Origin of the sequence: Neorhodopirellula pilleata (assembly GCF_007859915.1) — a bacterium.
Classification (GTDB): Bacteria; Planctomycetota; Planctomycetia; order Pirellulales; family Pirellulaceae; genus Rhodopirellula; species Rhodopirellula pilleata.
Genome location: NZ_SJPM01000016.1, coordinates 15,763 through 35,189 on the forward strand (window position 1 = coordinate 15,763; position 19,427 = coordinate 35,189).

Here is a 19,427-nt window from a genome sequence, read left to right on the forward strand (position 1 = left end):
ATTACTGGGCATTCGGCCCGGAAGAGAAACAAAATCGCAACTTCAAGAGCTACGCGTCGGCTTGTCAAGCCAGGTCAATTTGTGCTCGCGGCACTCGGAAGCATCACACGATCACTGACTGCGTTGGCGTAGCAATCTTTCGATGACGGAAAAATCCACTGGTTTGACGACGTGATCGTCGAAACCCGCTTGGATCGCTTTTTCCCGATCCGTCGGCTGACCAAACCCCGTCATCGCTACCAAGTACAAGTCGCTGAACGCGGGTGTCGCGCGGATATACTTCGCCAACTCATAGCCGTTCATGCCCGGCATCGAGATGTCGGAGAACACGATCTGCGGGTCAAACGTCTTCATTGCGTCGACCGCCAATAAACCGTTCACTGCCGTTTGAACCGTTTGCCCCAGACTCTTTAGAAGTCGTTCCATCACAAACGTGATGGAACGCGAATCGTCAACCACCAACACGCGAAAACTCTTGATGACCGTCACCGTATCAACGAAAACTTCTGTCGTGGTCTGGACTTCCGCCGCGTCCACCACCGGCAAACGCACCGTGAATTGACTGCCCCTTCCGACCCCTTCGCTAAAGACCGCGACGCTTCCTCCGTGCATCTCGATGAAGTTCTTGACCAGCGTCAATCCGATGCCCAGACCTGACGAACCCCGTTCGACTGACTCGGCCAACTGAGAGAACATCTTGAACACTTCGTCCTGTTCCGCCTCGGCGATCCCAATGCCCTCGTCGCTGACAATCATTTCTGCGAGGGAACCATCTTCGAGACCGTCGACACGGTTGACCTGCAATGTGATTGGCGTATTTTCTGGCGAGTACTTCGACGCGTTATTGAGTAGGTTAGAAATCACTTGGGAAATGCGAGCCGGGTCGGCCAGCATGTAAAGGTCACCGACATTCCATTGAAGCGAGAATCGTTGCCCGTTTCCGGCCATCAATCCGGCACTCGCCTCGACCGCGGAGTCGACGATCCCGCGCAACGGCACCCACTCGCGTCTCAATTCCACCTTTCCGCGGCTGATCCGCGATACGTCCATCAGGTCATCAATCAGCCTTGCCATCTGTTCGACTTGACGTTCCATCACGTCCAACAATTCCTGCACGTCCTGATTCAACTTCGAACGGCTCAGCAACTGAACGGTGTTCTTGATCGGCGACAGGGGATTGCGCAGCTCGTGAGCCAACGTCGCCAAGAACATCGTCTTGTTGCGGTCCGCTTCAGACAGTTCCGCCGCCAACGCCTTGAGTTCTTCTTCGGCCAACTTGCGATCCGTCAGATTACGCAGCACCTTGTTGAACCCGAGCAATTTGCCGGCGTCATCAAACACCGCCGTTGTGATTCCCGACGCCCAGAACGCTTGACCGCCTTTGCGTTTCATCCAGCGATCATCGTTCGCTTCGCCTTCCTTCTTGGCAATCACAAACTCACCCTGTGCGGTCCCATCAGCAACCGATTCCGGCAGGAAGATCGCTTCGAGAATGTCTCGACCAAGGAATTCCTCCTCCGTGTAGCCAAGCACTTGCTCGACGCCCCGATTCCAACTGGCGGCCTTCAAATCGGGACCGATCAGAAAAATCGCGTAATCGCTGACTTGTTCCACAAAGTCCGCCAACTGTCGATCACTGACCAGCTTGTTGGCGCGCGCCTCATCGGCTCGTTTGCGTTGATCCGAAATCTCCGCAGCGGCTTGTTCGGTGCGCCGACGATTCCGCTGAATGATCGCGATGATACCGCCAACAAGCGCCAAACCGACCAACGTCGAAAGCATCGTCGTGGTCACAAAGTTTTGATTCAGCTCCGCAGCCTCGCTCTCACGAGATCGCAATAGCTCGCGTTCCTCGCTACCGAACTGCGAAACCAATTCACGCAGTTGATCCATCAGCCGTTTGCCCTCGGCCACAGCGACCATGACTTCCTGCTGGGTTAACTCTCCGTCCCTACGATCAGCGACCATCATTGCCAGTTGAGCGAGCGCCGCCTCGCCCGCCGCTTTTAGCTTTGGCAAGAGCATCTGTTGCGACGACCCGTCTTCGGTCAGCCGATCGACGGCTTCCAGTTCAACAGCGACTGCGGCGATACCGGATTCATATGGCTCCAGAAACGACTCGTCACCGGTCAGCAAAAAACCTCGTCCACCGGTCTCCGCATCAATCAACGATGCTTGATACGACTCGACATGAAAAAGCACTTGGTGAGTGTGAGAGACCCACCGGTCATACTTGCGCAACCGCTGCGAATTGGCGTACGAGATCCACCCGTTCGCGATTAAAACGATAATGACAACCGAAATCGCCAGCGGCTCCAGGCCACGTTGCGAATCGTTGCGTATCGGCTCAGACATCTCATTCATGTCGTTTCGCGACCGGATGGATTTTGCAGTCGTCCCACGAGCTTGCGGGTTGCGATTCGCGGCAGAAACGAGGTGGAAGTTACCATCAGTCGGTTTTTCCAGCCCGGGATCACGACGTCCTGGTTCTTGCGATAGCCGTCGTAGCCCGCCTTGGCGACTTCCGCGACCGGCATCGCGCCCGACGCAAACATTGCCAGGTCACCCATCCCGGAATCTTCGCCGAACCCGGTCGATGTGGGGCCTGGAGCCAGCAACGTGATATGCAGCGGTGTGTTAATCAGTTCTTCTCGCAAGGCTTCCGTGAACGACAACACATACGCCTTCGTCGCGTAGTAAACCGCCATGTGCGGGCCGGCTTGATAAGCGGCGATCGAGCCAACGTTGAGGATTCCACCACGCCCGCGCAGAATCATCTCGGGTAACAACAAACGAGACAGCATCGTGAGTGCTACCACATTCACCTGCAACATGTCCACTTGCCGATCGACTGGCAGTTCAGCGAAATCGCCCAACGCACCAAAACCTGCGTTATTGACCAAATGATCGACCAACAAATTTTCTCCACGAAGTCGCTGCACTAATCGTTCGCACGCCTCGTGCTTTGACAGATCAGCGGCCATCACGGTCGCTCGCACACCATGCTTCGCCTCCAGCGTGCTGGCAAGTTCACGAAGTTTCTCTTCGCCACGAGCCACCAAAACAAGATCGTCACCGCCCGCTGCAAACAACCGAGCTAGTTCCGCCCCAATTCCCGATGAAGCGCCCGTGATCAGAGTTGTTGACATGCGTGATTTCTCAAGTGAGTTGTTGTATTGGTTGATTGAATAGGAACACAGAGGCAACTGCTGTGCCGCGGGGAAGCGCAGCGACTGGCACATCCTTTGCTTCGTCTCCAAGTCCGCTGATCGTGGACGTTCACGATCGTACCAATTCAATCACGGAGACTGAAACCATGGCACTCGAAACCAAATCCAATCTGTCCGACGAAACGCTCACCAAGATGCAGAAGCTGATCCGAGCCAACATTGATTCCTACAATGGCTTCCACGAATCGGCCGAAGAGATTGCCGACGCCAAGTTGAAAACGCTCTTCAAGCAAATTGGCGACGAGCGTTCCGCCATGGCGACCGAGCTACAAACCCTCGTCGAATTCAATGGTGAAGAAGCCGAAGACGATGGCAGCGTCGCCGCGAAAACGCACCGCATTTGGATCAACATCCGCTCCAAGCTCAACGGCGGCGACCCCTACGTCATTCTGATCGAGGCCGAAAGAGGCGAGGACCACATCAAAGCCGCCTACGAAGACATTCTGAAAGAAACAGCCGGCAGTGCCGTCAACGACGTCCTCACAGCCCAATACGCGAAAGTCAAAGCCGGCCACGACAAGGTTCGAGACCTTCGCGACGCCTACAAAGCAGCTCAATAATAGACGATTGGCCTCCCGCACTACGCACGCGGACGCACGATGTCCCGCCGAATACTCGAGGTAACCCACGACCTCGGGCTGCTCGTTTAGAGCGCTGGGAACGACTAAAGTGCGGTAGCACCCGTCATACCCTACGCGGAGTCGCCAGCATCACAATTGCAAGTATAGACAACTAACGAAAACGGTTGCTTCCGCTGTACTCAAAAAGCCTGCAAATTGTGGGCTTTTTTCATTTCTTGTGAAAAGTGGGCATCGACCGTTGAAGTGCATTTCACAGGATTTCACAGGAAAGTGAATTTAGCCAGTCTCTTGGCTTAGAAGATCGATTTGCTTGGCAAGCTGAGATACCTTCTCCCAATCGAGCTTCATTCTCGCTAAGTCCAGTTCTTCGAGGAGCCGTTCACGCTCCGAATCGTCGTCGCCGTAGCGAACGGCGACCTCTTGGGTCAGGCTCGCCCGGATTCGGCGGTACGTTCGGTTGCTTTTTCGCCAAAGCTCTTCATCGAACTCTTGTGCGTAACTTGCCTCCATGACACCGGACGTGATGCTGGCGTCCTTGGCCACATCGGATATTTGGTGTTCGCCCGACAAAGCGAGTTGCAAACCCGTCTTGCGAAAGACATGAAGGTACGCCGAACCTTTTGGACTGTCCTTCGACCATTCGGCTACGGATTTTGGTGCGATGGCTGCAAGATCAGCGGATATCTTTGGCAATGCACCTGAAGAGGATCAAGCACGAGTCCAGACCCTGCTCGACAGATCCAGAGTGAACACGTTTTCATTATCCACGTGCTCCTCTTCACCTTTCACTTCAAGACAGATCTTTCCACCCGAAATTACAAGCAAGCCCGAATCATCGAAGCAAGCTTTGTGTTCGTAGATCCAGCCGGGCTTGTCTCGAGTTGATGCGACTGACTCAATCTTCCACGTCTCACAGTTCAATCGGTAAATCGGCGTTGTTCCGAATTGCCTTGAGCCGCTGTAGCCCAAGCCGCCAACGACATAGATGAACCCGTCAAGATACGTCGCTGAGTGGAAGTCGGTTGGAGGAAACACTTTCTCGGGATAGCCCATGATTTGAAACTGCCCATCTTGCTCGTGAATGAGCACGTCGTTGTAGATGCAGAAGTCGGGATCGTAGAAGTCTTCATGCTCACCGCCAATCTGGACGAACCGTCCATCAGGAAGTTCCGTGAACGAGACGCCGAACCGACTGTAGCACCATGTCGCTTGCGACATATTCTTAACGTCGTTGAACTGGTCTTTCGCCTGATACGCAGAGATCCCTGCTCGTACCATCTCATGCCAAAACGGAATGTCCATCACCTCTGGGTTTGACTTGCCAAACCTCGGGCGACAACCTGACTTGTATTCTTTCTTCGTGACGTTCAGCGATTCGACACTTTGCAATCCAAGCAGCGTTCGTTTTAGCTCGGTGCTGATTTCGGATATGTCCGCCCCGGCTCCGACAAGCAGACGCATTACGCCTTCAGTTGAGGCCATCGACATCGTGCTGTCACTGTATTCGTTCTTCCGATTCGATAGGGCACCAGCTTCGAGCAGCAATCGAACGCAATCCGTTTTGCCCGCCTGTGCGGCGAGCATCAGGGCTGTGTTCGATGCACCGTCAACGGCTTCAATATCTGCCCCAACGTCCAACAGCCACGAGAGCATTTCAACATTGCCTTTTTCGGCAGTGATCGCCAGAGCAGCCGAACCCATGCGTTCTCGGTCCTTGAGATCGGCCCCAGCTTCAAGAATCAGTTTTGCCTTGGCAATATCTCCGGTCACGCAAGCCAGCAGCCACGGTGTTCGTTCCCAGCGATCACGCTCATCAAGCCGATGGTCCTTCTCCAAAAGCAGCGTCTGAACCTCATCGACGGTTCCGAGGGCAATGGCCTGCATTAGCTTCGTCCACTGAAGCGGTGACGGATCAGCCTCTGCGTCGAGCAACGCACTTACAGCGTCGAAACGACCAAAGTGTGCAGAGACGCTCAATGGTGATTCACCATATCCGGTTTCGCAATCAGTCTCGGCTCCAAGTTTCACCAATAGCTCGATCATCGGCACCAGTCGCTCATCGTCGAACAGCTTGTACATGATGTTGATGAGAACCGTGTACCCGCTCTCCGTTGTGTGCCGGACATTGGCCCCAGCTTCAGCGAGAAGCTGGACTTTCCTCATGCTTCCCGAGCAAGCTGCTATTCCGAGCGGATACTCTTTCGATTCACCAACGGCAGCGTTTACATTTGCTCCCGATTCAATGAGCAGCCGTAGCATGGACTCGTCGGCAGTCTGGCTACTAGCTGCGCACGCCAAAGGTGTGAAGCCACGCTCATCTCTGGCATCAACGGATGTGCCTTTGGCGAGTTCATCTCGTATCGCTTTCAGGTCGCCAAGGTTAGCGAACTTGTGAATGTTCATTGTTGAGATGCGTATTCTCCGGGAAGTTGAGCCGTTCTGCCGTCTGTGTGGCTATGAGACAAGCTCAAACTGAAAAGCCGTAACTCGATAGATACGAGCGCAGGTCGAGGATGACGGAATTCGCAAGATCGTTTGCGGATTCATCGATTGCTGTTTGGATCTGTTTCTTCTGTTCGCTGGATGGTTGCGTGAACACACGATTCATGCAGAAAGAAGCGTCGATAAGAGATCTTGAGTAGTCCGCAACTAAGGCGTCTTCGTTTGCAGCCGCACGAATCAAGAAACTCAATGCAGGCCATCTTCCCAAGCCGAGCAACAAGTGAAGGATTGCCTTCTTGCCAGCCAAGTTTTTGCAATCGTCAATCAGACCAAACAAGTGTTCGGGATTTAGTTGGTTTCTCGTTGTCGAAAGTTGCTGGTGAGCCGCTCTGACGACCCTTGCGCTTTCATCGAGCAACGATTGCTGAATACGGCCTACGTCGGATTTTCTGTCAAACCGACCAAGTCCACGAACCGCTTCTGCTCGTCTACTTGCGTAAGGTGACGCTAGGCACTGAAAGAACAGCGCAATGTCTTTTTCGTCTCCACTCTCTACGAGCCCCGACAAGGCCGGAAGGCTGTTCGGAAAACGAGAAAGATGCTTTCGGTAAATTGACGCTACATCACACCCATCTTTCTTCAGGTAAAACATCGCCGTCTCTCTTAGAGAGCGGCTTTTGTCGAACAGTCCCCGTTTCCAGATACCAGTGCTCATGGCAGGAGATGAAGCGGCGCTCAATTCGTATGCTTCAAGGCGAACTGGAATGAACTTGTCAGAAAGAAATCGTTCCGCAATTTCCGTGCATACATCGGCTGGCAGGCAGTCGCTCGCTCGCCGCAGGCATTTGGAGCGAACCACACCGTCATGCGAAGAAACACCGAATTGGACTACATCAGCCAGATGATCGCCATCACGACAAAGCAGAAGCCCGATGAGCTTGCGGCCAGTTTGCTTTCCACAGGAATTCACAGCCTCGTTCACATGCTCACGGTGCTGTGGGGCAATCAACAGGTCAATGTAAAGCGAGACTATCTTGCTGAGGTCCCTTCGCTTGCATTCAAGCAGATGCATCAGCAGATCCGATTCGCTGACAAAGCTGACGAGATTATCGCCTGTCAGACGATCACAAATTGCCGATTGAGCGGTTTCAGATATCGAATCAACCCAGTCGTTCTGACGAAGGAGCAGAAACCGAATCTCCTCGCCGGAATCAACATCTGATAGGAAACGGACTGCAATTTGACGGACGTATCCATTCTTGTGGAGGCTCAGCAGACTCCCAACTGCAATGTCGCTGGTTTTCTTTAGATACGCTTCGACTTGCCTAGGCTTGATTCTGTCCCGTCGTTCATAGACGTACCCGTAGAAGTAACCGCCGAGAAATTCACTCAATCGAATCAACTCGATCGTCGGAACGAGATTAAGCAGCTTGGCAATCCCAGACGATGCTGCGTTGTGAATCGTCTCGCTTGATGAAAAGAGTCCACTAGCCACTGACGGTATCGCAGCGGGCTCGTCTGTTGCTGAGAGTCGCTCAATAAGTGTGCAGATCTTCTTTGCACCGCCCAACAGAGGCGGTTTATGCAAAAGGTTGCGAAGGATTTGCGCATCCTTTTCGGCGGACGCTGATAACTTCCAGATTGACATGCCCTCGGCCTTGTACTTTTACTTGACTCTTCCCTGACAAATCGTACCTCATTAAGGTTCGATGAGCCTGAATCTACTTTCAGCCAATGGTCACTCTCCATTGCTGAGGATCAGCGTGTGACCTTCGGCCCATGTTGGTAGTTCGCACTTTGCAGCCAGTTTCTTGATGACTTGCTCGGGAACTGGGTTCTGACGGCTCTTGTTCTGCTTGAGCAAGTCTTTGAATAGTGGTTCCACGTAGATCAGTTCGATGCGAGCGTTGTAGTCGGCACACAGGTCGATCCATCGTCCACGGGTCTGCTTCATCGTGTTTGTCGCATTGAACGCAAACGACGTTCCGGCTCGAAGGTGCTCACGGCATCGCTCACGAGCCAGTTGCACAACTTGGCCTTGATTGTCAGTGGGATCGACGTTGAGTTCGCCACGAATGTCGTCCAAGGCAACAACAGGTAGGTCACTGCGGTTTCGAGATAACCACGTATCCTTGCCGCTTCCGGGTAGGCCAACCATCACTGTTACCTGACAAGAAAACTCTTCGTGTGGCACATAGTGCAAATTTGGCTCACGCTGACGGAAGAACAGAAATCGAGCATGGGCGTAGGCAAATGAATACTGCTTGTCGTAGCAGGCCGACTCTTCCGAGAGCAGCTTCCAATAATTCAGATTCTCTTCAGGGCGAGTCATCGATTCGGTGCTTCGCCCACGAGTGTCCGCCAGAGCAAACAAATAGAGCAATCGGTTCTCGACAAGCCACGAAAGCCGCACGACTTCATGCGTCGGCTCGGTGCGTTCCAGCAAGAAGGCTGGCCTACCGTGGTATCGGACGAGGCGTGCAATCTGCTCACGAGTTTCCAGATCGCATCCCAGATCACGCAGGACTCCACGAACGAGATGCTCACCCTTCACGGCATGGTTTGGCGAAGTGATGCGTCCTGTATCGGGATCGACCCGAGAGGTCAGCGGTTTGGCGGCGTCATGGAACAGTGCTGTAAAGACCAGCACCGTTCTGTCGTGAGCGGATAGTTCAGGCCATTCCTCTAACTGCGTAAGCTGTTCACAAACCATCTTTGTGTGAGTCCAGACATCTCCCTCCGAATGCCACTCGGCATCCTGTGCGCAATCCGTCATCGCTCGACACCACGGCTGGGTTTCAGCCCATGCCGTGATCTCGTCAAGCGATGCGATTTTGAGTTGCTTCCAATTCATGACCAAATATCCACATCATCAGCAAGTTCATTGGGCACCATCACCTGCTGCTGCCAGTGGGTGCTCTGCTTGATCTTCTCGACAAATTCTGGACGAACGAACTTAGCTCGCCCAGTCACCGATCCCTCCGCTTCCGTCCTGAAATAGAGACCTTCCATCAAGTTGTCCGTCTCATTGGTTTCGGGGTTTTCAAACTGACTGTCAAATTGCGACGGACCAATAAGCGTTTCCATCTCTTTTCGTTTCAGGACGCCCATGTGCAAAACGGGAACCGTTTCAATCCCTGTATCTTCAAGCAGACTCAATCGCTGCTGGAGATCGAGAAATGCCTCCGCCTCTTTGTCATAGATGTCAAACTCGAAGAAGTAGTGTGTTAGTTCTCGGTAGAAGATCGAATGACGGGCGTAGGCCCATTCACCAAACAGGATGTACCGTTGTTCGAGCCGCTCTTCCAAGACATTGTGTTTGACCACAGCCCATTGCTTAAACAAGTCGTACTGTGGATGCATTCCCTCAGTGATCAAGTGGCCTCGGCATTGCAGAACGATTTCACCGTCATCAGAGAAATGGATGCCGACGTTTGTTCCGTCGATCTTCTCTTCAACGATCAAGGATTCGTCAGCAATGAAATCGTTCGATTCCGCTTCGCCTAGATGTTTGTCGTCTGCTGTCCCTTTCGATCCGAACAGATGCGGAGTGCGAGGGTACTTAACAAAACCGCCGTGTGAGGCACCCATCATGCCACTCCTGCTGTTCGAGATTGTGAAATAATCGATTCGACGAAAACGCCGTAATCGCTCTTCATCGGAATGTCATAGTTCGTCTGGATGCGTTTCCTGCGAGCAACCGTCTCGGTATTCGTTATTGGGTTGACTGAAGGCTTGTCGTAGTTTTCCCAGTAAAGGCCGACACCACGCTTTTGCCAACGAGGGATTTCGTTGAAGTTGATTCCAAGCTGAAATAGCATTTCGTTCTTTTGGCTCACCGATTTCCCAAGGAGTCGCATGGTTGCTTCTTGTTCTTTGAGTCCTTGCTTTCGCAGCGTCCAGTAGCACCATGAATTCAAGGCGTTTCGGGCAGCGTCCTCATTGCGCCAGCGGAAGTAATCAACGACCAATTCAACGCTTGGCAGTTGCGAAATTCGACAGTCGAAAGACGCAGCTTGCCCGAGTCGCACAGAGAACTGGGCACTTGCCTCACCGGCCAGCGTTGAATTGTACTTGCGGAGCTTCCGGCCAAACACTCGCTCATCAGGTCCAAAGAGAAGTGAGATTTCATCACTCTCGGTGTAGGCGTAAAGCACTTTGAATCCACAGTTCATTAGCGACTCGGTTGTTGCCACCATCAGATCACGGAATCGAACATCGAACGGGGCTTCAAACTGACAGACTTCCTTCGTCAATCGGGTGAAACTGCGACCGTCGATGCGAGCAACCATGAACATGCCCGGCAGCACGCACAGATCGGCGGCGGTTTCGTAGATCCGCATCTTTTTGTCAAGATCGTCAAATTTCATTGTTCCATTCCTCAACCACAAACCCGTTGTCTTCAATTCGTACGTACCACAATTGGTCGAAGCCCTCGTCCAACTTTGGAAGCTCTAGCTTCTTTGCCGTCGAGAGTATCGCTACCTCTGGCACTCGTTCAGCCCGTTCCTCGTTCCTTCTCAAACAGTCGTCCACCTTTGAGCGAAAGTAGTAGCCGATCACTCGAAATCCTGAATCCCGTGACACACTGATGTACTTAGCCCGTTCGTCACTTTTTGGATTCGTATTGTCGATCACAAACCTCTGCTGCGTCTCAAGGCAAACTTCTAGGATGCGGTTCTCCCGATTTCGAGTTCGCAAAAGGTCGAGGCTGATCCGCACGTGAGTCGCAAAGAACCGCTCCTTGAAGAACGAAGACTTTCCTGAACCTTGCAGACCGGCAAATACAACTGCTTCCATTTCAATCACTCGCTCCACACCAACAAAAGAAGCCCACACGGTTGACCTGCACCGAGTGGGCTTGAGTTGGCTCTCAATATGTTCGTGCGGGATTACGCCATCAAAATGTCCGTTGTTCCGAATGTTGTTGATTCGTATGTGGCATGGCGCACCGTCCCTTCAGGTTTCGAGTTGCTTAGGTGACACTTTGCTGGAGAGAAGGTTCACTCACGGCGTAGGCCAAGTCACACAAAATTCCATAAAGCAGGAAGAGTTGACTGGCAGACTCCGCAGACGAACCACTGATCCTTGACGATGTTGATTTGCGAACAGGTTGGGCAACGACGGAAAACGGATTCCGGGTCGAAGCAGTCAGGATGCTCGACTGGTATTTGATCTAACGCATCAGCAGCAGCCTCCCAAGACTCTGGTTCTGGGCAGTACCCAGTTGATTGATTGGTCACACGTTCGACAGTGATTCCGTCTCCAACGGTTCCGATCGTCATCCCTGTCGCTCCATATCACGGGCAGCGCGAACGAGCTGCATTTTTCGGCTTGGGCCCTGCGTGGCCGACCAGTACTCCGGCGTGAACGGGATCCCACGAATCCGCATGCCATCCAGCCATGTGCTGCTGATCCCGATCGCGCTGACGTCGATTTCGGCAAAGACCTCGATCTCAGCAAGCAGCCGCGAAGCCAGTTGAAAGTGTTTTGGTTGCATCTACTTTTCCAAAAGTCGGACAACGTGTTCCAGGAAACAAACTCTGAGTACTAATGCTGCTGTTCCGGTAGCCCTGTCATGAAAACGATCCGCCGGGAGGACCCGTTCGATTCCTGTCTTCGTGGCCACTGTCGGTAGCCTGGCAAAAGCAACCGGCGGAAGGACTTCTTTCTTCTTTCCGGGCCATGTCGTACACGCACGCAGCGAAGCCAGAAAATCGGTGTGAGGGGAGGGGGAAGGGAAAGAGGGAAAGAAGAGAGAGAAGTGTGTTATTTACGTTCTTTTTCAATCAATCTTCTTTCTGACTTCTTTCCGTTCTTTCGGCTTCTTTCCGGCGACCAGCAGTCAATCTCCGACCGACTTCTTTCCGAAGCCAACTTTCTTTCCGAGTCAGTCTTGCTGGACGCGGTTCAATCGGTACAGCGTTCCAATTCGTCCAGCGGTCGCCTCTTCCTCGACGGTGATGTCACCGCGTTCTACCAACGTTGCGATCAGCTTTTTGAAGAGCACCGCTTCCATCGCCATCGCCTTTAGCAATTTGCTGTGACCGATCTTCAGGTTGTCCTCTTTGCGAATCTTGGCGAATACCTTCAAGCAATCACTTGCAAATGGGCTTTCAGCAACGTGCGACGATGCCATGAACAGCATTCGCTTGGTGAGGTGATCGACCAGCGTCATCGCCCACTTCGCCGCCGGTTCGCAAATCACCGGCGATTCGTGGTTCGCACTGATCGCGTACAACAACGCCAATTTGCGAGTCTGTTCGTTGACGCGGCCCCAAACCGTGGTGCCCACCGAATCGTTCTTTCGCTCCGCCTTGGCGTACTCACGCTCGGCATGCAATCTCGCTTCGACCAGGATTTTCTTCGCGGCATCATCGTGTGGCACAATTCTCGGTCGTGGATGCCATGTCCTAAGGTTGCCGCCGCCGGGTTGGTAGTCCGCCCACCACTTTGCCACGTCGATGATCGCACTAGGCACTTCGGCGATCTTAGGTTCTTGGCCCTCACCCCGTTGGCCGCATTCCAGAATCATCATGCGGGCGAAGAAGCCGTTGGTCAGCATTCGTTCCGATAGTGCTGCGTAGTAGTGGTTGGGAATCGCGGTGCCGAAAACCACTAGCGACGGTTGGTCAATGGTTCCCGGCGATTCCTTGCCCGCCTTGCGACGCATTGGATAAATCGTGTTGGCGGATGAATACATCGTCAACAGCGTTGAGAGCACATTCTCGTAACGCGCGTCGTTGGACTTCTTGATTGACTGCAACATGCCATCGACCTCATCGGTTTGAAACAGCATCGACGGTGTCAAATGCAACGCATCCTGAATCCCTTCGCCTGATGCGAATCGTTCGCCAATGCAGTCGGCCAAACCGACTTGGTGCAGTATCTGCACGTTCAACTTTCGCGGCCAGTCTTTGCCGGCGGCCGAATGGGCCAGACCCAGCAAGTACAGGTTGGTTCGGTTGTCACCGGGGTCACGCACCTTGCGGCCGGCCAAAGTGGCGAGCAACGCGATCGCACCGGCGAATGCCAGTGTGGGGTTTGGGTAGGGAGCCGTGTCGAGGCAGTGCGACATGACGTTGCTAATGAAGCCGGGAACTTGCAGTAACAGCTCGGGAACCGGGCCGGGGTCAGGCAACTCAGGTTCCGCCGGCAGTTTCGTCTTTGTTTGTTTCGTACCCGATAAGCCATTAAGAAAGCTCGACAGGTTCACGTCATTGTCCTCCGCTTTCCCGTAACCCTCGCCAGCAAGCTGCCTCGTCGCCACGGAGAAGTCACCGCCGTGTTCGAGCAACGCGTAGACGGCAAACGGCGAGTACGACTGGTTGGGTTCAAACGGCGACGCGTTGGAACTGAACACATAGAACACTCCGTCTTTCAATGTCCCGCTGCAACCGGTCGTCTTCCCTGGCCGGCACCATTGCTGGTTGTTGCCATCACGAGTCAATCGCCAGCCGTGTTTCGTCAGAATCGCGGCGACGTCACCTCGTTCACTAAAGTCGTCGCCCGGCTGGGTTCCATCGCTGGTGGCTTTCGTCGTCGGTGCATCTCCATTGGTCAGCTTCACTTCGTTGAGCGAGCAAGCCGCGTCGACGAAGATCGCCCGCTCGTCGATCGACATCACTGGCAGCTTGGTCAAGTCGCCTTGCAGAACGACGTAGCCCGGAGACGGATCGCACATCACTAAGCTGCTTTCGCCAAGCGTTTCGATCAAAACGGTTTTGCCGTCGACTTCAGGCGTCAGCGTGCGGGCAAGCACGTCGCTCTTTGGCGTAAAGAGCTCATTGCGGAAGAACACATGCCGGCCGCCAGACTGCGATTTTTGCACCACCAAACGCTGTAACAAACGTGGGTCATGTTCTTCCACCAAATCGCACCAAGCGTCGAACGCGCGACCACCTTGATCAAAGTCGAGCACTTCCAAACTGCCCGACACCTCGCCCGTCAGGATGCAGACCGCGTTGGCTGATAAGAACCACCTTTCGTTTTGTTTTTCCGTTGGCGGTTTGTTGCGATACTGCTTGTAAGACTTGAGTGTTGGGAACTTGCGTCGTGCATTGGCCGGCAGCACGCGATACCCTGCGTCGATATACCGATATGCCGCATCCCGAATCGTGCTGGCGGCTTTGGCTTGGGTTTGTTTCGTCATTCGATTATTCCTCAACCGTTGGAGCGAGTGGAAGGGTGGCGATCTGCATCCATGCGAATCAGCTCGCTGGCGATGTGATCGAAGTTGGCTTCGGAGAACACGCGGGCGTGGCCGGCCCAGCCGGTCGCTTCGATGCGTCTTGACCGAATGACGTATTCGATGCGGTGAACTTTGGTGTCCAACCGTCGGGCGATTTCACCGACGGTTAACAACAACGGGGGCTGTGACATAAATTTCCTGTTTGCGCGAGGGAAGGCCTCGCAGCGGTTGCCAGTTGATGGGCAGGCGGCGAAGCCACAAAAGAGAGGGACCAAAATCTGCGGAGTCACCCGATGCAGGCGTCAGTGGCAGATTCAAAAGAAGCTCGCCGCGAAGAATCGCGGGCGGGCGAGGAGCCGGGTGGCTGAGTTGGTCGCTGGTTGGTTGGCTGAGTGGCTCGGTGGTCGAGCGATTGGGATTATGGGAATTGAAGGAGGCTTGTCAAACTTCTTTTATCGCTTCGATTGGCGACGTTATTTCGCTGACCACGAAAACGCTTTGACACGGCAAAAAACGGTCAAAATGCAAAAGAACAGAGCGTTCGGCGGTCCGGCCAACCGCCGCTGTAACGAGCTCGTTTCGCAGCGGAAAGGCCGGTCGGTTGATGTCCGTGTGGTCGCGAGCGGTCGTAAAACCACGGAAAACACGGTCTCTATCTCGCCAATGGTTCTTGAGATGTGGGAATTATTGCTGTCACGAAAACCTCCGTTGGAAAAAGTAGAACTTTGCAAAATTAATCGGCTCAGTGCTCCAAACACCAACCTCGACTTCTCTACTTGTAGACCTACCGGAAGAACGGTCGGAATCACGAAGACCTGGCCAAAAAACGCAAAATAATTTGCGAGCGTTTCGATGCTTCCCTCTCAGGTTACCTATGCCGTACTTTAACCCGATGCGCGCTCGATGCCATGCTTCACCAAAACGCTGCGGAAGCAAATTGCTTCCGTGCTCCTAAAACTGCGCGGTTCACGTAAGAACGGACGGTTCACTCGAGACGATTTCGGGAACAAGTGCTGCATTCACCACACCTAAACGACCAACAAGACTTCGCTACCTCTAGACCTTCCGACTCGCGGGCTCGAACGGCGAAGCAGATCGATCGTTTTGGGAAAAAGTTCTTAACGTTGTCGTTGAGCCGCGTGGTGCGAACTGCCATTCACGTGAATGAGCTGACCTCCCCTCAGGGTTACTTAGGCAACCGGGCCGCGTCGTGCGCCAGATTCCGTCGAGTTCGTGGGATATTCCCGAGCAGCCACCTGGGTTCAACCACGAAAGACTGACCTACTACCACAACGGCTTGGAACGTCGACTAACCAATGTCCACGGTCACGTCATCAAAGACATCTTGGCTTAACCAGCCAGTCGGTCCAATGAATGAATACTGCCACGTCAAGAAACTAACGTGGCAGTTGTTTTGTTCTTCAATCTTTAAGAATTGGGGATGCCAGCAAGCGAGTGCACTTTGTAATCCAGGAATCAATCTATCTGCTCGTTGTCGAGCAAGCTTCCGAAAACCCCACGCTCTGGCGAACGCAATTAAAAGCCGCCCTCGGCTTGAAATTTGGCTGTTGATTTTGTTGCGTTGACCAGTTCGACACGCAAGCCGGCTTGGCCACGTTTGGCGACGTCGATCTCAAATGTTAACGAATGGCGACCTTTTGCAAATTCATGCGGACTTGAAAGGTCAAGCAACTCTGCTGCGTTGATCCAGACTCGGAGGCCGGTCACGTCGTTAATCAGTAGCTTTATTTCGCCAGGGACTTGGACGTTGACGAAACCGATCGCCGTGATGCGTGCACCGCGAGGGAAATCGCTGCTGGGCAACTCGCCGCTGACTTTGCTGTAGGCGGTGATCCAGTCGGCGGAGTCACTGCTAACATTGTCACTTACAGGGTTTGCCGCGACTCGCCATTTCCGGATCACAGGACTTTCGTCATTCGCAAACGCTCCCGGCTTGCCTAACACCGATACAAACTTCGCGAGATCGAGGAATTCTTGCCGGCTTGCAAGTTGATCCGTCAACCCCGCTGGCATGGCTGAGATCATGGGTTTCTCAGCGATGATTTCTTCCAAGGGTAAATGGATTTCCTTGCCCCCCTGGGCCGCATCTCGCACTACCACTTCATCGTCACTCTTGAATGTGATAATTCCTGTTTGCGTGGTGCCGTCCTCGAGAACAAACATGCGATTTTCGTAGTGCTCAGCAATGGCCTTGTTCGGCTGGAGAATCGACTCGATGATGTAGTCCGTTTTTGCCGCCGCACCGACAGCCACCAAGTTCGGACCGACGAGCGATCCCACAGGTCCAATCGCGTGGCAATTCGTGCAGGAGAGTTCTTTTCTACGATAGACCATTTCTCCACGCTCGGCGTCACCAAACAATTCAACGTCACTGGTTAGTTTATATTTGTCTTCCGCCAATAGCGTTGCACTCAGCGATGCACTTCCATTGGCGCTCTGGAACAACTCGGCTACTTCAACGGGGAGTGCCCCTGATGCTCGGTGGAACTCACTCACGCGTGACTTCACCTTCGGATGAATCGCGACACCAACCATAGCTTCTGAAAAACTCTTGACGCCTCCACGATTCTTCAAGATTGTCTGAACGGCGGGAACTGGATTTGATTCGCTCGGATCTTCGGCCAGTAAACGTGCCGCGGCGAGTACACCACGACCCAAGTCTCCCGTGGCGAGTCCCACCAGTGCGATGTAGCGTGTCTCGATATCACCACGATTTGTAAGATCGACCAACGTCTCGATGTCTTTCGTGGTACCTAGCATTGCGATCGCCACGGCCGCTGATCGCCGCACGGCTGCTGGTCGTTCGACATCGATTAAGACAGTAACAAGATTCGCGTCGGCGCTAGTAACACCCCACACGCCGATATTCTCGGCAGCTAGACTCGCGATGGTTTCGTTCGGGTGACCCAACAACTTTGCGAGGCCTCGCATTTGACGACTTAGTTTCCTCGAACTGTGCTCACCAGCGAGCCCTCGGATCGTTTCTAGTAACGCGATACTCGCCTCAGACGATGCGACGCTGGACGGTGACGTGACGGCAGACACGACTTGCAGAATCTGGTTCTCGGTGCCGTTTGCCTTCAGTTGATCGCAAACTCCACGAATGTCTTGCAGGCTCGGCGACGTTTGCTGCAGAAACTCAACTAGTCGACGATCAAATCCAATCCCAGCCTCCTGCTGAGCAAACGCTCGATGTGATTCCTTCGCAAAACTCAGTGTGCCTGCTTCGAGTGCCGGACGCCAATACTTTTCCAGCGCCGACATTGTTTGCGGTAAGACGCGATCTAGAAACTCGTCACTGGGATAGTCGAGGGAATTCAGTGCGGCGGCGAAAGCCTCAGCCTTGGGGATAAAACCCGCCGATAGAACCGCTTCCATCCGCGTTCGCGGGAACGGATCTCCACTCGTCTGGGCAATCATCGCAATCGGATCCTTCAAGTGCTCGTGCCAGTAACGAATGATCCTCGCGCCAGCGGATCGAGCGTTTCCATCGCTGGCATTCAATACCATTCTAAGAATCTTCTCGCTGGGTCGTTCAACATTCTGGCATGCCCACATCGCTTCCACCAAACAGTGGCTGTACTCCGATGCATCGGGATGAAGCGTGTCGACCCAACGTTCTAAAGCCGCGAGCACTTTGTCAGCGTCTCGCTCGCTCAGCTCTTTTCTCGCTTGGTGACGCGTCCAGGCCTCGGGGCTCTTCAGATGCTCAATCAATTCCTCAATCGAAACGTCGACGAAACTCGGCTTTTGGATCAGCGGTCGATCCTTATGCGTGATTCGCCAAATGCGTCCATGCTCATGATCGCGGCGTGGGTCGCGAAAGTCGTGCTGGGCATGATTGATGATCGAGTTGTACCAATCGGCAACGTAAACCGCGCCATCGGGACCAACCTTCACATCGACCGGGCGGAAGTTTGGATGCTTGGATGTCATCAACGGCGGCAACACGTTGGCACTGAATCCCGCCCCGTTCTCGATGAACTCATAGCGGATAACCGTGCGGCTCTTAAAACGTCCGCTGAGCAAGTTACCGCGAATGTCATCTCCGACATGCGTGCCCGTCGCAAGATCGCCACCACATTGTTTTTCCGTGCTAGTCAAGACAGGCACAGGCACTTTCTTGCCACTGTTCCCTGTCGCAGGCGAGAGGTACATGATCCTCGGATTGTTGACCATGAACGACTGGCCCCAATCGTCAAACACATGCCCCCATGGGTTCCCGCCGGTGCCAGTACAGAAGACCCGCAACTCTTGCGTCCGCGGGTTGTACTGATAGACGCCGCCTTCTGCATTTCGCACAACACCATGCTGGGTTTCAACTTGGGCGTGTAAAAAGATTCCTTCTTGAAAGTAGAGCCATCCGTCGGGTCCGCGCCGCCAGGCACTAATCGAATGATGACTGTCCTCAATTCCAAACCCTGTCAGCGCCAACTCTTTCACGTCCGCAACGTCGTCGCCGTCCGTGTCCTTGAAAAAGAACACATCGGGTGACTGGGCGACATAGCAACCACCATTGGCCAATTCGATCCCAGTCGGCAGATAAAGCCCGTCGGCGAACACGGTTGACTTGTCGGCAACACCATCGTCGTCGGTGTCTTCGAGAATGATGATCTTGTCATTCGCCACGTCGCCGGGTTTGAGTTGCGGGTAAGCCCAGGAGCACGCGACCCAGAGACGCCCTCTCGAATCCCAGATCATGTGAACAGGATTTGCGAGCATCGGATCTGCGGCAAACAAATTGACCTGGTAACCATCAAGGAGCTCAAAGTTCTCGAGCTCGGACGTTGGATCATGATTGTTCATCAAGTCCACCTCGGCACCGTCCAAGTTCTTGATGCCAGTCGCGTCTTGGGCAAGCACGCTGCCCGTGAATGCGAGTAAACACGCAACTGCGGTCGCCAAACTGCGGATCGTTTGAATGTTTAGAATAGTCATAGGTCGATTGGGGAAATCAGTTTT

15 protein-coding genes are annotated in these 19,427 nt (G+C 53.7%); 2 read left to right on the forward strand and 13 right to left on the reverse strand.

Going from position 1 to position 19,427, the window contains the following annotated elements; genetic code table 11:
* Positions 1 to 111: 111 nt before the first annotated feature.
* Together Pla100_RS25610 and Pla100_RS25615 are read right to left on the reverse strand one after the other, a co-directional pair.
* Positions 112 to 2,364 (reverse strand): hybrid sensor histidine kinase/response regulator, encoded by a 2,253-nt coding sequence (locus Pla100_RS25610; RefSeq protein ID WP_146581413.1) that lies wholly within the window; start codon positions 2,362 to 2,364, stop codon positions 112 to 114.
* A complete protein-coding gene (locus Pla100_RS25615) occupies positions 2,361 to 3,149 on the reverse strand; it encodes an SDR family NAD(P)-dependent oxidoreductase (RefSeq protein WP_146581414.1) in 789 nt (262 codons plus the stop codon). Before Pla100_RS25615 ends, Pla100_RS25610 begins: the two co-directional genes overlap by 4 nt.
* Before the next feature lie 167 nt (positions 3,150 to 3,316).
* Between Pla100_RS25615 and Pla100_RS25620 the strand changes: the two genes are divergently transcribed.
* Positions 3,317 to 3,790, forward strand: coding sequence for a PA2169 family four-helix-bundle protein (locus Pla100_RS25620; RefSeq protein WP_146581415.1), 474 nt, complete (start codon positions 3,317 to 3,319; stop codon positions 3,788 to 3,790).
* Between the two features lie 297 nt (positions 3,791 to 4,087).
* On the opposite strand, the gene Pla100_RS25625 is transcribed toward Pla100_RS25620, so the two are convergent.
* The 10 genes from Pla100_RS25625 to Pla100_RS25675 all read right to left on the reverse strand — a co-directional run bounded on the left by Pla100_RS25625 (position 4,088) and on the right by Pla100_RS25675 (position 14,635).
* Entirely contained in the window at positions 4,088 to 4,504 is a 417-nt protein-coding gene (locus Pla100_RS25625; RefSeq protein ID WP_146581416.1) for a hypothetical protein, read from the reverse strand.
* A gap of 15 nt (positions 4,505 to 4,519) precedes the next feature.
* Positions 4,520 to 6,214 carry an ankyrin repeat domain-containing protein gene (locus tag Pla100_RS25630; protein WP_146581417.1) on the reverse strand — a complete coding sequence of 565 codons (1,695 nt, stop codon included), beginning with the start codon at positions 6,212 to 6,214 and terminating at the stop codon, positions 4,520 to 4,522.
* A 64-nt stretch (positions 6,215 to 6,278) separates the two neighbouring features.
* Positions 6,279 to 7,901 carry a HEAT repeat domain-containing protein gene (locus Pla100_RS25635; protein WP_146581418.1) on the reverse strand — a complete coding sequence of 541 codons (1,623 nt, stop codon included), beginning with the start codon at positions 7,899 to 7,901 and terminating at the stop codon, positions 6,279 to 6,281.
* A 90-nt stretch (positions 7,902 to 7,991) separates the two neighbouring features.
* Entirely contained in the window at positions 7,992 to 9,107 is a 1,116-nt protein-coding gene (locus Pla100_RS25640; protein ID WP_146581419.1) for an AAA family ATPase, read from the reverse strand.
* Positions 9,104 to 9,718 (reverse strand): RNA ligase family protein, encoded by a 615-nt coding sequence (locus Pla100_RS25645; RefSeq protein WP_197168230.1) that lies wholly within the window; start codon positions 9,716 to 9,718, stop codon positions 9,104 to 9,106. Before Pla100_RS25645 ends, Pla100_RS25640 begins: the two co-directional genes overlap by 4 nt.
* A 125-nt stretch (positions 9,719 to 9,843) precedes the next feature.
* Positions 9,844 to 10,623: a tRNA(His) guanylyltransferase Thg1 family protein gene (locus Pla100_RS25650; protein ID WP_146581420.1), complete on the reverse strand. Its 780-nt coding sequence runs from the start codon at positions 10,621 to 10,623 to the stop codon at positions 9,844 to 9,846.
* Entirely contained in the window at positions 10,613 to 11,053 is a 441-nt protein-coding gene (locus tag Pla100_RS25655) for an AAA family ATPase (RefSeq protein ID WP_146581510.1), read from the reverse strand. Before Pla100_RS25655 ends, Pla100_RS25650 begins: the two co-directional genes overlap by 11 nt.
* Positions 11,054 to 11,534: 481 nt before the next feature.
* On the reverse strand, positions 11,535 to 11,753 hold the full coding sequence (locus Pla100_RS25665) for a hypothetical protein (RefSeq protein ID WP_146581424.1): 219 nt from the start codon (positions 11,751 to 11,753) through the stop codon (positions 11,535 to 11,537).
* A gap of 390 nt (positions 11,754 to 12,143) precedes the next feature.
* Positions 12,144 to 14,405 carry a bifunctional DNA primase/polymerase gene (locus Pla100_RS25670; RefSeq protein WP_146581426.1) on the reverse strand — a complete coding sequence of 754 codons (2,262 nt, stop codon included), beginning with the start codon at positions 14,403 to 14,405 and terminating at the stop codon, positions 12,144 to 12,146.
* Positions 14,406 to 14,416: 11 nt separating this feature from the next.
* Positions 14,417 to 14,635 (reverse strand): hypothetical protein, encoded by a 219-nt coding sequence (locus Pla100_RS25675; RefSeq protein ID WP_146581428.1) that lies wholly within the window; start codon positions 14,633 to 14,635, stop codon positions 14,417 to 14,419.
* A gap of 169 nt (positions 14,636 to 14,804) precedes the next feature.
* On the opposite strand from Pla100_RS25675, the gene Pla100_RS25680 reads away from it, so the two are divergent.
* Entirely contained in the window at positions 14,805 to 15,281 is a 477-nt protein-coding gene (locus Pla100_RS25680; RefSeq protein ID WP_146581430.1) for a hypothetical protein, read from the forward strand.
* 699 nt (positions 15,282 to 15,980) lie between these two features.
* Here the strand turns inward: Pla100_RS25680 and Pla100_RS25690 are convergent.
* The gene (locus tag Pla100_RS25690) at positions 15,981 to 19,403 is read right to left on the reverse strand and encodes a PVC-type heme-binding CxxCH protein (protein ID WP_146581432.1); all 3,423 of its coding nucleotides are present in this window, start codon (positions 19,401 to 19,403) and stop codon (positions 15,981 to 15,983) included.
* Between the last annotated feature and the right edge of the window lie 24 nt (positions 19,404 to 19,427).

Coding starts and splice junctions, on each gene's coding strand:
- Pla100_RS25665 (WP_146581424.1), bottom strand. CDS start 11,753: ATGCAACCAAAACACTTTCAACTGGCTTCGCGGCTGCTTGCTGAGATC.
- Pla100_RS25610 (WP_146581413.1), bottom strand. CDS start 2,364: ATGAATGAGATGTCTGAGCCGATACGCAACGATTCGCAACGTGGCCTG.
- Pla100_RS25615 (WP_146581414.1), bottom strand. CDS start 3,149: ATGTCAACAACTCTGATCACGGGCGCTTCATCGGGAATTGGGGCGGAA.
- Pla100_RS25670 (WP_146581426.1), bottom strand. CDS start 14,405: ATGACGAAACAAACCCAAGCCAAAGCCGCCAGCACGATTCGGGATGCG.
- Pla100_RS25650 (WP_146581420.1), bottom strand. CDS start 10,623: ATGAAATTTGACGATCTTGACAAAAAGATGCGGATCTACGAAACCGCC.
- Pla100_RS25630 (WP_146581417.1), bottom strand. CDS start 6,214: ATGAACATTCACAAGTTCGCTAACCTTGGCGACCTGAAAGCGATACGA.
- Pla100_RS25675 (WP_146581428.1), bottom strand. CDS start 14,635: ATGTCACAGCCCCCGTTGTTGTTAACCGTCGGTGAAATCGCCCGACGG.
- Pla100_RS25620 (WP_146581415.1), top strand. CDS start 3,317: ATGGCACTCGAAACCAAATCCAATCTGTCCGACGAAACGCTCACCAAG.
- Pla100_RS25690 (WP_146581432.1), bottom strand. CDS start 19,403: ATGACTATTCTAAACATTCAAACGATCCGCAGTTTGGCGACCGCAGTT.
- Pla100_RS25640 (WP_146581419.1), bottom strand. CDS start 9,107: ATGAATTGGAAGCAACTCAAAATCGCATCGCTTGACGAGATCACGGCA.
- Pla100_RS25655 (WP_146581510.1), bottom strand. CDS start 11,053: ATGGAAGCAGTTGTATTTGCCGGTCTGCAAGGTTCAGGAAAGTCTTCG.
- Pla100_RS25635 (WP_146581418.1), bottom strand. CDS start 7,901: ATGTCAATCTGGAAGTTATCAGCGTCCGCCGAAAAGGATGCGCAAATC.